Raw genomic sequence first — 12,053 nt, forward strand, 5'->3', positions numbered from 1 at the left:
GGGTGGGGTGCGGCGGCTAGTGCAGGACTGTGGGGGGTTCCGGTAGGCGGGGGATCAGGCGGGCTTTCGGGGTCAGCCAGCTTTGGGTGGGGGACTGGTCGGGGTTCACCTGCCAGTCACGGGAGACCCGGTCCACCGCGATCGGGTAGATCGTGAGCGTGCCGTCCGGGTCGATGCGCATCCGCAGGAACACTTTGGAGTCCTCGATGCCCTGCCCAGCGAAGAGCTCGTTGACGTTCACCCCGAACGACCCAGCCACCAACAGGTACGCCGCCACCAGCTGACTGGCCACCAGGCCGATCACCGGGCCGTAGAGAACTGCCGCGGCGACCGCCGGCAGCGGCCACGGCCAGTCGTAGAACGGCAGCGCCAACCACGCCCAGGTGCCGGCCGCCGCCAGGGCCACATGCGCCACGCCGTGACTGACACCGAGGATGCCATGCCGTGCGTGGCGTTTGCCGCTCGCGCTGGGCGGCTTGGCGAACAGAATCGCCGCCAGCACCGTCACGAGCACCATCAACACCAGCGGAACGCTGAACAGCCGCTGATTGGTGCTGTCTGCCCAGTTCGCGGTGGCACCCGCCATGGCCAGCATGAGGAGGGTGTGCAGGGTCCCGAGCAGAGTCGTGAAGCCGGGATTGCGGAACGGCAGCCGGGTGAAGATGCCCCAGCCGTAGCGCCGGGAGCGGGCCGCGTCCGGGTAGCGGGCCACCAGGTCGTACGGCTGGGCCGAGCTGGCCCGGCGGGCCAGCGTGTCCCGCGGTGGGACCTCGATGCGCTCGGGCAGCTTGTGCGTGGGGTAGAGATACGCCCCGCCGCCGCCGCACGTGATCAGTTGCCGGTCCGGCCCGGAATAGCGGGCGTAGTGGTGCAGGTCGCCGGAGAGCAGCAGCCGCACCCGTGCCCCGGTCGGGTCGATGATCGTCCGGATGAAGTAGTCGATCGAGTCGTACGCCGTGGGGTTGTCCGCCGCCTTGACCCAGGTCGGCGCCGGCGCCGCGATGATCACCTTCGACTCCGGGCCGAGCTGCCGGGCGACCTCGTCGAAGTAGGCCAACTGCGGGTCGTCCAGGTACGAGCCGGACTGGTCGTCCACGCCGAGAAGCCACCAGCCGGCCGGCAACTCCACCGCGAAGTACGACCGTGACTGCCCGGTGCGCCACCCGGCGAAGTTCCGGTCCCGGGAGCGGACGAACAGGCGCAGGAACGCGGTCAGTCCGTCGTACCAGTCGTGGTTGCCCGGCACCGCGAAGAGCGTGGGCTTCTCGGGCGGTGCCACCGGCAGTGCGGCCTGGTACGGGCCCTTGCACCGGTCCTCGTACGAGGCGTAGGCCGCCGACGGGTACACCTGGTCGCCACCCATCACCAGTGTCTGCGCCCGGGCCAGCCGGTGCCCGTCCACCGTCAGCTCCGGCTGCGCCAGCAGGTACGCCACCGAGTACGTGGCGTTGAACCCGTCGCCCAGGTCGGCCACATAGTCCAGCCACAGCCCGCCGTCCGGCCCGACCTGGCGGAAGACGTCGTCGCCGAACGCGTTCTGCAACTCGCGTTTGTCCAGGTACGCCCCGAAGAGCACGGCCAGCAGCGTACGGATGCCGGTGCTGATCAGCAGGAACGGCGCCAGCCACGGCACCGGTTTGCGCGGTGTGAAGCCCAGCTCCAGCGGGTCGGTGCTACGCGGACGGTGGGCGGCGCGTTCGCCACCCGGGGGGCGGGCAGGACGCTCCTGGTGGGGGGAATCGTCGCGTTCGTCGCTCACCCGCCGCAGCGTAGTCCCGCATTCGATCACCCGCTGTCCGGTAAACGGCTAGATGGCGGCCGATGTCCGGTTGGCGACGGCGGGACTGCCAGGGGTATCCCGTTCGAGCGGTGGGCGGGTGGTGCCGTACACTTGCTGATCGTTGCCGCCTTAGCTCAGTCGGCTAGAGCGACGCACTCGTAATGCGTAGGTCGACGGTTCGATTCCGTCAGGCGGCTCCACTGAAAGGCCCAGGTCACCGGCTTGATTGCCGATCATGACCTGGGCCTTTTGCCTGCCGTCGGGAGGTCGAGCAGCCAAGCTACTCACCGGACCACAGCGCCCCTTCCAGCCGTGCCGCAGGTTCCCGCGTGGCCTCAGGGGCCACGTGTGCACAGATGTTGAGAGTGACGCTGATCTGAGAGTGACCGAGGATCTCCATCACCACACGGTCGGGTACGCCCTGGGTGAGAAGGACGCTGGCCGCCGTGTGCCGCAGGTCGTGAAGACGAACCTGCCGTAGGCCGGCCCGCCGGATGATGTCGCGGAACGACCGGTAGTCGTTACGCGGGTGGATAGGTGTGCCGACGGCCGTGGCAAAGACCAGACCCAGGTCGGCCCAGTGGTCGGCGTCGAACCGTTCCGTTGCCTGGTGTTTCTGGTCATTCTCCCAGGCACGTAAAGATCGATAGTTGCGCGACGACCGGCCTCGTTGGCAGGGAGTCTCTCACCAGCTGTCGACAGCAACGATGACAGCAACGGGCTGGGACGCGGGCAGCCGCCAGCCGACGGGCGCGAACAGTCGTCCGAGGTCGCGGACACGGACGGACGCCGCCAAACGGAGCGCCCAGAACTTGTAGCGAGGCGTCAGCTCAGCCGGCGGGTCGGTCGGGGATCCTGACGGGATGGATAACCAGGATCTTGATGAGCTGATTCGGGCCGGACGGAACATACAAGCTCTTGTCCTGATCCGTGAACAGCGCGGGTGCAGCTTGCGAGAAGCAGTTGACCTACTCGATGGCCATCACAAGCGACTGAAAGTCGAGCAGCCAACCGAGTAGCCAAACCAGCGGTCATCGGTGGACGATGACGGACTCCACCCTTCCTGAGCCGTGTGGCACCGTGACGGACGGGCCACCGAACGGGGGACACATCAGCAAGAAGAACCGATACATCGGTCCCGGCGTGAGCAGGCCGTACAGGGGGGTGCCTGAGCAGGCGGACCGCTTGACGCTGATTACCGAGTGGCATCATCTCGTGCCCGAGCGCCCTGTCCTGGTCCAAGCCGGAGAGACGGTCTGGATTGAGGACCACCGACTAGCTGAGCACCGCAGGCCGCAGTATCACCTCATGGTGAAGCGGAACAGCGGCCAGCTGGACTCATACCCCGGCGAGCTGTACCGCTGAGGCGCCGCGACCAGCGCCGAAGCGCACGATGCGGACGCCAATGGCTGTATAGCCAGCGGTGCAGCCAAGCCACCCGATCCCGGTCGGCATCCCCAGACGGCGGCAGACCCTCTGAACAGGGCTAATGGCCTCCCATCAGGCCGCCGCGATCTTCTTCTGATCCCCGGCTTAGGACCTTCCATGTCGTAACCGCCTGTTACGGTGCGCCGCAGTTGGCCGGTCAGAGCAACCCCACGTGGGACAGCGCGGCTACGGGGGGCGGGCACTGGTAGGTCCCCGGAGTGATCCCGGGACTGAATATTGGACACCGCAACCCGCCCCCCGCACGCGCACCACGAGCCCGAGGTAGACGGTCCGCATCCAGTCCGCAAGAGGTCGACGGACGGCGGGGGAGTGGTGCGAGATGTCGAGAGGTATTTCCGCTGCTGGACACCCCATGTGCCCAGGTCGCCGGCTTGATCGCCGAACATGATCTGGGCCTTTCGCTTGCCTTCGTTGGGCCGAGCAGCCAAGCGAGCAGCCAACCTACTCACCGGACCACAGCGCCCCTTCCAGTCGTGCCGCAGGTTCCTGCGTGGCCTCAGGGGCCACGTGTGCGTAGGTGTTGAGAGTGACGGTCATTCGTTCACACCGAACGAGTCATCCGGCGAGTTCTCGCAGGAGGCTTGTTCCGTCGTCGCTCCACAGTTCGATCGAGTAGCGCAGGCCCAAACCCGCGAGGACGGCACCGAGTTCGTCGACGCGGGACGGATCAACGACGCCGCTGAAAAGGCGTTCATCAGGTGACGGCTCGACCAGTTCGATGCACACCCACTCGTGCTCGACCTCATACTCGGTCCACGAGCTTGCACGGGCACGCCAGCCTGCGCGCACGAACATCTCGGCCAAGACTTTCACCCTCGGGGCATGAGGGAGACGGCCATAGACGTTGTTGCCGCGAACGGCTAGACGGTCGGCAAGACGCGGCCCGGGGGTGCCGCCAGAAGTGATTTCCATGTTCCCTCCCAACGTTCTTCGTGCCCGTTCCTTTGCCCGACGCAACGGTCAACACCAGGTATCAGCAGTAGCCGCGCTGCACGCGGTATCAACGCTCTGTGCTATCCCCGTTGATGTCGGTCGCTGTCGTGGAGATCAACCTGATTTCCAAGTTGAGGTTAGGCACCTGAGCTTCCTGCGGTAGCTCGGAGGACGATCTGCACGGCGGCTTGGGCGGGGGTCAGGTGCGTGGTGTCGACGACCTCGGCCTCGGCATGCAGCCACACGCGGGCCGCCTCGGCGTAGGGCTCGAGGTACTTGAGACGGAACGGCGACGGGACGATGTGATCCCCCTCGATACGCCTGCGGAGGGTGTCTTCGTCAGCGTGGAGGACGAAGTGCCTTACTGGGATCGCATGTTCGCCGAGGCCCGTACTGATTTCGCGCCAGTATTGCTCGACCAGGACAGTCATGGGCATCACCAGAGTGCCGCCGGTGTAGTCGAGCACGTGGCGGGCGGTATCGACGACGAGCTGCCGCCACGGCGGCCAGTGCTGGAAGTTGTCAGTCTCGGGCAGCCCCGGCGTGATGTCCATGAGCGTCTCGCCGACCTTCTCGGCGTCGAATACCCGTGAATCGGGAATCAGTTGCTGCACGAGCGCGCTGGTCGTCGTCTTGCCCGCGCCGTGGGTGCCGTTGAGCCACACGATCATGGGACACATTAACGCGCGTGGGCAGCCCGACGACCTGTACAGGACTTGTAAGCGAGGCGTCAGGGCACCGCCGAGCAGCCAAACCGGCGAGCATGAGCGGACGATCGCGGAGGAACTGCGGCAGCGCGGTTGTCAAGCGTTGCCACCAGACCCTAGTAGCAAGCTGACCTGAGCCAACGTGCCTGGCGACATAACCCCAGGGCCCCGGAACGCGTGCCTGGTCTCGCTGATGCGCCCGTCCGGGGTCAGAGTCCAGTGCTGCGGACCCCAGCAGCCCTGCTCATCAAGGAGTATGCGGGCCAGCGCCCCGGTCTCTCCAGTGGCGCCGCAGGCGGTCAACATCGCAGCGAGGACGTCGTCCGCGTCTGAGGGGAGTTCCGCGTCGCTCATGATCGGCAGCAACAGGAGGAAGGTGTGGGGGTCAAGGCGCGGAGCCGATCCGGCTTCGGCCGCCGTATGCGCGACAGCGAGCAACTCCGGCCAGCACAGCCCAGGTCCCCTGAAGCAACCTTCGACAGTTGCCAAGGGCACCGTCGCCTTCCATGCAGGATGGTGCAGCAGGTAGTCGAACCCATGTTCTCCGGGAAGGTTGCGGTAGACGACATGGAGCAGGTGCCCTGCCGAGAGTGGGACGGACAGCACTGGCCACTGGCGCTCATCGCTGACCCGTTAAAAAAGCTGCAACAGGTCGGCCCCGCTGACTCCGAATCCCGCACACAACGGCTCTTCGACGCCGTTGGTGCATTGCAACAGGTGGCTCGCCCAGAACAGTGGCTCGTCTACCAGGTACGCCCCGTTGACCAGGGGGTCGTCTTCATAGCCTGGGATCTTGGGCATCGGCCGATTCTGGCAGAGATCTCAGACCCCAGCGCGCCGCCAACAAGCCGCCATCAGATGAGCGCCCGCCACGAGCTAACAGGGAGGCCAGCCGGGTGTCGGCGGATGCGGGACGCTCCTACGCCTTCGGTTCGGACGCACCTCGTCAGAACAGCGCGATCGCGCCCGGCCCGATGAAGCATCGAGCCGGGCGCGATCGGGTGGTTATGCCACGAAGCTGGAACGGCGACGGCGTCCGATCAGGTAACCCGCGCCGCCGAGGAGCAGAAGCGCGCCGCCAATGCCGGCCACGGTCGCGGTGTTGGCACCGGTCACCGGCAGCCCACCGCCCTCACCGTTCTCGCCGCCGGGAGCGCCCAGGCTGGCGGAGGAAGTGGGGGTCGGTGCAACGGTCGTCGTGGCGCCGGGCGTGGCGCTCGGCGTCGGCTGAGACGTCGGCGTCGGCGTGGGCTGAGACGCGCAGTCAAGCGCACGCGCGGCGTACAGGCCGTCGTTCAGGTAAGCCAGGTACGCATCGATGTCGCCCTCGTCGAGCACCTTTTGCGTGGCCTCCTTCACGTTGGGGCCGGCGTCCGTCAACGTCCGGACCACCGAGATCCGCAGATCCGTATACCAGGCCTTCTGCACGTCCGTCTTGAGGAAAGCGCGGAGATCATCCGTGGTGCCATCCAGTCGCTTCTGTATTTCGCCAGGCAGAACGGGAAACTTGTTGGCGTTTGCGTCGGCCAGGATCTGGGCGGTCAACACCCGCAGCTCTACGGTGGGGGCGGTATCCAGGTCGACGGCGCTGAGAAGCTTGCGGATGTCCTTGTGCACCTTGCGCTCGACCGTCTGGCAGGCCGCGTTCAGCCCAGGCGATTCGGCTTGGGCCATCGTCGGTGCCGCCGGAATCAAAAAGGCCAGCGCCAATAGGGCGCCAGCCGGGACCTTCCATCGCATGTGGTCTTCCTCCCCGTTGCAAGCAAAAACATGGAGATACTACCGTCAGTGGGCGGAAAGGCAAGGGGATGAACGTCCTCGTCTATGCAATGAGCAATCGCAGCTCAGGTCACCGCTCAAATCCCTCCACAAGGGATGAAAGGACTACCACCTAGATCTGGACCGGTCCAAATGGTCCAAGGCGCCACATTGTTCCTGCCGTGCCCGTCACGAAAGGTCCTGCTATGCCGATGAGCGGGCGCCGCGACGACGGGCGTGGGCGTAGGGTGCAGCCGATGACCGGCGACACTTCGTGGGATCGGTGTTCGTCTCCTCCGCGAACCTTGGGCGGGCTGGCGAGGAACCCGGCAGCGCCTACCGACCTGCTGCTCCGGCTGGTGAAAATGTGGCCGGAGCAGGTGTGCGAGGGGCTGCAGCGCCGCCGCGAGCTGCCGCCGCCGGTGAGGGTTGCGATGCTGCATCATCCCTCGCCCAGGATCCGCGGCGCGCTCGCCACCCACTCGCAGGTCGACGCACTGTCGCGTGCCCAACTGCTGGCCGACCCCGAATGGCGGGTCAGGATGCGCGCGTTCGGCCGGCCCGGTCAGGAATCGCTGCCTGACGACGTGCTGGTCAGATTGCTGACCGAGCTTGACCGTCCACCCTCCGACCTGCCGTTCAGCCGCGAGGAGTTGATCGGCGAGTTGTTCAACGCAATGAGGTACGACCGGCGTCTGCTTCGGCTGGCCGCCGCGCACCCCCGACCGGAGGTGCGCCGGTACGCGGCCGGTTCCCTGTACCGGCTGGACGAGCGGTCGCGCCAGGCGCTGCTGGAGGATGAGGTTCTCGAGGTGCGGGCGGCCGCCGTGGCGTCCGTCTCGCGCCGGCAGCAGGTGATGGAGCCTGCGGATCTGCCGGACCAGCACGGTCACGCATTCTGGTACGTGCTGCAGCGCCCACTGTCCCGGGCGCTGATCGATCAGGTGCTCGCCAGCGGCGACGCGGCTGCGCTGAAGGTGATGGCGAAGAACCCGAGTGTCCCGCCGGACGTGGTCGAGACGCTGCTGCGTCACCCCGACCCGTCGGTCCGGCAGGGACCCGCCGGTCGCGTCGACCTGAGTGGCGATCAGCTCCTCAGGCTCGCCACTGACCCAGCGGTCGAGGTCCGAACCGCGGTCTCCACGCATCCGGGCCTCACCGAGCCGCAGCGGGCCAGCATCGACATCGACACGACCACTGCCCCGGGTGATGGGCACTTCGGCTCTGGGGACGTCCGCTGCCGATGGATCCCGCCTCCCGACCACGCCGTACCGGCGCTCGCCGATGCGCTGCCGTGGGCCCGTTCGGTCAATCCGTTGCTGCGCCGCCGAGCGGCCCGCAACGCCGAGTTGCCGGCGGAAGTCGTCGCCATACTCGCCGACGACTCCGACTTGGGTGTCCGGGTCCTGCTCGCCCAGCACCACCCGGCTTCACCGCCAGCACTGCTGCTGCGCTCTTTCCTCGAGTACCACTGCTGCGGCCGGGACCGGTTGAGCGAGCTTCCGCAGTTTCCTACCGACGGGTTGGCCCGCTTCGCCGACGACCCCGACCCGGCGGTACGACGGCTCGTCGCCCTCGACCCGCACGCCGACCCCGAACTCGTCGACCGACTGAGCGCCGACCCCGACGCCAGCGTGCGACAGGCGATGGCAAGCAGCCCACGCCTCCCGGCACCGCGGATCGTCGCGCTTCTCAATGATCCTGAACTGGCCGAGGCCGCCGCGGCCAACCCGGCTCTGACGGTCGATCAGATGGAGCAGATCCTGGACAGGATGGCCGAGGGCTGACACCGAGGTGGGCGCTGCCGCCGGGCCGATCGTCCCTGATGCCGCTACCAGATGATGATGCCGCCGTGTACCGCTCTCGCGCGCGCCACAGCGTCGCGCATATTGGTCAGGTAAAGGAGGATGCGATCCGCGTCGTACCCAGTCGCGGCGGATAGTTGCTCGACGTTCTCTTCCAGGAGTACGCACTCCTGCTCGAAGACATCGAGCTGGTCGGGCGGGACCTGGAGTTCTGCATGGTTCTCGACCGTGATGTCACCGAGTTGCGGCAGAAACGTCGCGCCGAGACGCCAAGTGGCTGCGGAACTCCACAGCTTGTAACGAAAGCTCTCAGCTCCTACTCCGGTGCTGGTTCCCGGCGGATCCACGACAATCTGCCGACCGGCATAGGCGTCGCCGTCCGGTATCCACACCCAGATATCGAGGCTCAATCTCACACTCCCGCCGTTCTCGGTTCCGGTCCCCGTAGTCGCTCACGCGGCATCGCAGGCCGCCAGCCCCGTTTCGAGGGCAGCCAGGAAGTCCAGCAACTCACGCCGTGCGGCGTCGTCGTGCGTGCGGTGGTTCAGGAAGGTGGACGTGAGTCCATGTGAGCGGCCCTCGATCACCTCGATCAGCTCCGCAAGTTGAACCCGAGCCTCGACCACCGCATCCGACCCGACCTGATGGCACCACGCCTTGATAAGCGCGGGATCGGTGGAGACGGCGTCGATCCCGCAGCACCCGCGGACGCACTCGACCTCGCAGAAGATGATGCACTTGCTCAGGGGCGATGGCACTTCGACCGATACTTCCGCCATCGCCGCTCCATCGGTTGAGCCCGCCGAAAGCTGACGGGTAGCCGATGCTAGCGCCGCGACGGGCCGGCCTACGAGGGGCTGGTCGTGGCAAGTGCGGCAGCCACCCGTGACGCCTCGCGCCGACCCTGCTCTCGAGCGGCGGCGACAAGCGCGGGCACGATGGACCTGTCCATCACGTTCGTTCCCTGCGCTCGTCTGGACGCTGGATCCCGCAGGAGCAGCTCCACCCGGCGGGTTTCGCCCAGTGTGGCCCGCTGCTTGGCGATGCGCGCCCACGGGCCGATGGCGGCGGTGCTGGGCGCGAGGGCGACCACCGGGCCGACCCCGGGAGCGAGGTCGAGGTTGAGAGTCGACCGCATGCCCCCGTCCATGTACCGGCTGCCGTCGATCGTCACCGGCGCGCTGGAGAGCGGCATGGCGCAGCTCGCGGCGACGGCGTCCACGAGGGAGACACCGTCGTGCCGGGTGATGGTGCGGCTGTTGCCCGACTCCGCGTCGACGACGACGATGCGCAGGTCCGCGTCCTTCCAGGTGTGATCCGGCAGGCGGGCTTCGGCTGTCCGGCGTTGTCGTGACGGGTCGGGGGTGGGCGTGGCGAGGGCGAGGCGACCGAGGCGGCGAGCGGCCTGCTCGGGGGTCCGGGCGAACAGTTGCGCTCGGGCGAGGCGCAGGAGGTCGAGGAGGCCCAGTGCGGGAGAGGTCTCGTGGGCCACGCCCTGGCGTTGACGTTCGTAGAGCTCGCCGAGCGGCGTTCCGCTGGCGATCTGTGCTCCCACGACGGCACCGGAACTCGTGCCGATGAGCACTGCCTCCGGGGTGACGGTCACCCCCTCGTCCGCGAGTCCAGCGAGGACGCCCACCTCCCAGGCGATGCCGGTCACTCCGCCGCCACCGAGCACCCAGACGGGCCGCGTGTCGTCCGTCATCAGTTCCTCATTCAGGTTGGGCAAACCGCTAACAGTGTTTGCAGTTTCAGGCTAACAGGGGTTCCGGAGGGCTGGCAACGATGATCAGGGCTCTCGTCGTCCGAAGACGATGCCGCCGAGCCTGCTCTCCGGTGAGGTGAGAGTCGTCTGCGACTCGACCCGGAATCCGCTGTCGTGCAGCCAGGCCGCCACCTGGGCCGGCTGGCGACGATGGACGTGCACCTTCATCGGGTGGCCGCCGTACCCCTCCGTCTTGAGGGTTGTCTCGTCGCCCACGTGAAAGCCGAGCAGCAGCGGACCGCCGGGACGCACCACCCGCCGGAAGTGCGCGAACACCGCGCCGAGCTGGTCGTCGGGGATGTGGATGAGCGAGTACCAGGCGATCAGGCCGGCGACCGACCCGTCGGCCAGGTCGAGATCCGTCATCGAGCCCACCTCGAACCTCAGGCCGGGATGATCGCGGCGGGCCACGGCGATCATCCCGGCTGAGAGGTCGATCCCGAAGGCGTCGACGCCGAGCGTGCGCAGGTGGGCGGTGATGCGCCCCGTCCCGCAGCCCACATCCGCGACCGGCCCGCCACCGACGCCATCCACGAGCTCGGCGAACAGCCTCAGCGCCGCCCGTTCGTGCGGTGCCTCCGCCAGCAGGCCGCTCACCAGGTGTGCGTAGCTGACCGCAACGGTGTCGTAGGAGGTGCGGGTGTCTGCCAACCAACCGTCAACGTCCACCCCGGAGACGCTAGATCAGAGGGGAAAGTCGCGACGCTTGAGCTTCGCCATCCGGCCGTCCGGGTGGTGCCAGACGACACCCTCCCAGTCCGGGTGAGCCAGGAGCCATGCGCGCAGCCCGTCGTGGTCCAGCGGTGCCTTCTCCAACTCGTCGTCGTCGCCAGACGTGCAGAAGCCGTGGCGGATGAGCTGGTGGCCCGCGACCTGCTCCGGATTGCCGTTCACCTTTGGCCCGACCAGCTCGTAGGTCGCGCCGAGCTGTGGGCCGGCGAACTGATCCGCGTCGACGATCGCGTCCAGAGCCTCGGCGTGGAACGTGGCGAAGGACGACTGCTCGACCGGCTCCCAGCCGACGGTCTTGCCGGTCACCTCATCGGTCATGACCGGCTGGTACCCCGCTGGTGTGGCCCTGCCCGGCTTCACCTCGCGCCGGGCCCACCAGCGCTCGCCGTCGTACATCACGCAGGTGCCGTCGTACTTCCGGGTGGCGGTCCCCTCGCCGTCGAGCACCCACTGGCAGTCCGGGTGGACATCCGGCGTCACCCGGCGCATGTCGTCCGGGTCGCGGAGGAACAGGGTCGGGATCTTGCGCACGCTCGGCATCCTTTCCTGTCCGGCGGTCGTTGGTCGCCGGCTCCGCACAGCATGAAGGAGCGGCGATATCGGCCGCCACGTCTTATCGTGACCTCGCGAACCGGGTCCGGAGCGGGTCATGCTGCGACGGTGCCCGTCCGACGATCTGGAGGCGTCCGCCCATGACCTTCGTACCGATGACCGTCAGCCTGCCCATCGCCGACCGCGCCACCTCGTACCACTTCTATCGCGACGGTCTCGGCCTCGACCCCGTCGGCGAGCTGGCCGACGACGGCCTCCCGGAGCCGTTGCAGTTCGTGGTCAACGACGGTCTGCGGCTGATGCTGGTCCCGACCGGGGGCTTCGGTTGGGTGATCGGCCGGCATGAGGTCGCCGCGCGGGGGCAGAGCGAGTGCGTGCTCAGCCTCGGCGTCGCCTCGTCCGCCGACGCGGACGCGATCGTCGAGCGGGCGCGCTCCGCCGGCGGCGAGGTGGTCACCGCGCCGCAAGCCCAACCCTGGGGGTACGCGGCTGTGTTCGCCGATCCCGACGGTCACCTGTGGATGGTGTCGACCGCCCCGGAGTGAGCATGCCGCCAGGCGACCGGAAGTGTC

At 67.6% G+C, this 12,053-nt stretch carries 12 protein-coding genes, 1 tRNA gene and 1 pseudogene; 3 read left to right on the forward strand and 11 right to left on the reverse strand.

The annotated features are described in order from the left end of the window. Window positions 1–16: 16 nt before the first annotated feature. Window positions 17–1,759: a metallophosphoesterase gene (locus FBZ33_RS00750; RefSeq protein ID WP_141907637.1), complete on the reverse strand. Its 1,743-nt coding sequence runs from the start codon at window positions 1,757–1,759 to the stop codon at window positions 17–19. A gap of 144 nt (window positions 1,760–1,903) precedes the next feature. Here FBZ33_RS00750 and FBZ33_RS00755 point away from each other — a divergent pair. Then, window positions 1,904–1,980: transfer RNA gene (locus tag FBZ33_RS00755), tRNA-Thr, on the forward strand. Window positions 1,981–2,060: 80 nt separating this feature from the next. Here FBZ33_RS00755 and FBZ33_RS33670 read toward each other — a convergent pair. From FBZ33_RS33670 to FBZ33_RS00775, 5 genes and pseudogenes are all read right to left on the reverse strand, one after another. Next, window positions 2,061–2,363, reverse strand: a pseudogene (locus tag FBZ33_RS33670) (tyrosine-type recombinase/integrase); the annotation flags it as partial. A gap of 1,421 nt (window positions 2,364–3,784) precedes the next feature. Then, entirely contained in the window at window positions 3,785–4,141 is a 357-nt protein-coding gene (locus FBZ33_RS00765; RefSeq protein ID WP_141907638.1) for a hypothetical protein, read from the reverse strand. 158 nt (window positions 4,142–4,299) lie between these two features. Continuing rightward, entirely contained in the window at window positions 4,300–4,833 is a 534-nt protein-coding gene (locus tag FBZ33_RS00770) for an AAA family ATPase (protein ID WP_141907639.1), read from the reverse strand. Between the two features lie 669 nt (window positions 4,834–5,502). Further along, window positions 5,503–5,670: a hypothetical protein gene (locus tag FBZ33_RS32570; RefSeq protein WP_185755176.1), complete on the reverse strand. Its 168-nt coding sequence runs from the start codon at window positions 5,668–5,670 to the stop codon at window positions 5,503–5,505. A 204-nt stretch (window positions 5,671–5,874) separates the two neighbouring features. Then, window positions 5,875–6,609, reverse strand: coding sequence for an LPXTG cell wall anchor domain-containing protein (locus FBZ33_RS00775; RefSeq protein WP_141907640.1), 735 nt, complete (start codon window positions 6,607–6,609; stop codon window positions 5,875–5,877). 452 nt (window positions 6,610–7,061) lie between these two features. On the opposite strand from FBZ33_RS00775, the gene FBZ33_RS00780 reads away from it, so the two are divergent. Then, entirely contained in the window at window positions 7,062–8,414 is a 1,353-nt protein-coding gene (locus FBZ33_RS00780; protein WP_255508673.1) for a hypothetical protein, read from the forward strand. A 44-nt stretch (window positions 8,415–8,458) separates the two neighbouring features. Here the strand turns inward: FBZ33_RS00780 and FBZ33_RS00785 are convergent, their stop codons facing one another. From FBZ33_RS00785 to FBZ33_RS00805, 5 genes are all read right to left on the reverse strand, one after another. Then, window positions 8,459–8,842 (reverse strand): hypothetical protein, encoded by a 384-nt coding sequence (locus FBZ33_RS00785; protein ID WP_141907641.1) that lies wholly within the window; start codon window positions 8,840–8,842, stop codon window positions 8,459–8,461. A 42-nt stretch (window positions 8,843–8,884) separates the two neighbouring features. Next, on the reverse strand, window positions 8,885–9,211 hold the full coding sequence (locus FBZ33_RS00790) for a DUF6331 family protein (RefSeq protein ID WP_088951189.1): 327 nt from the start codon (window positions 9,209–9,211) through the stop codon (window positions 8,885–8,887). A gap of 68 nt (window positions 9,212–9,279) precedes the next feature. Beyond that, window positions 9,280–10,137 (reverse strand): patatin-like phospholipase family protein, encoded by an 858-nt coding sequence (locus FBZ33_RS00795; protein ID WP_141907642.1) that lies wholly within the window; start codon window positions 10,135–10,137, stop codon window positions 9,280–9,282. A gap of 84 nt (window positions 10,138–10,221) precedes the next feature. Then, a complete protein-coding gene (locus FBZ33_RS00800) occupies window positions 10,222–10,866 on the reverse strand; it encodes a class I SAM-dependent methyltransferase (RefSeq protein WP_141907643.1) in 645 nt (214 codons plus the stop codon). Window positions 10,867–10,881: 15 nt separating this feature from the next. Continuing rightward, window positions 10,882–11,460: a DUF5565 family protein gene (locus tag FBZ33_RS00805; protein WP_141907644.1), complete on the reverse strand. Its 579-nt coding sequence runs from the start codon at window positions 11,458–11,460 to the stop codon at window positions 10,882–10,884. Window positions 11,461–11,621: 161 nt separating this feature from the next. Here FBZ33_RS00805 and FBZ33_RS00810 point away from each other — a divergent pair, with 161 nt between their 5' ends. Next, window positions 11,622–12,026, forward strand: a complete 405-nt coding sequence (locus tag FBZ33_RS00810) for a VOC family protein (protein ID WP_141907645.1) — start codon at window positions 11,622–11,624, stop codon at window positions 12,024–12,026. Window positions 12,027–12,053 lie beyond the last annotated feature (27 nt).

The sequence above is a fragment of the Micromonospora sp. A202 genome (genome assembly GCF_006715105.1).
GTDB classification, from domain to species: Bacteria; Actinomycetota; Actinomycetes; order Mycobacteriales; family Micromonosporaceae; genus Micromonospora; species Micromonospora zamorensis.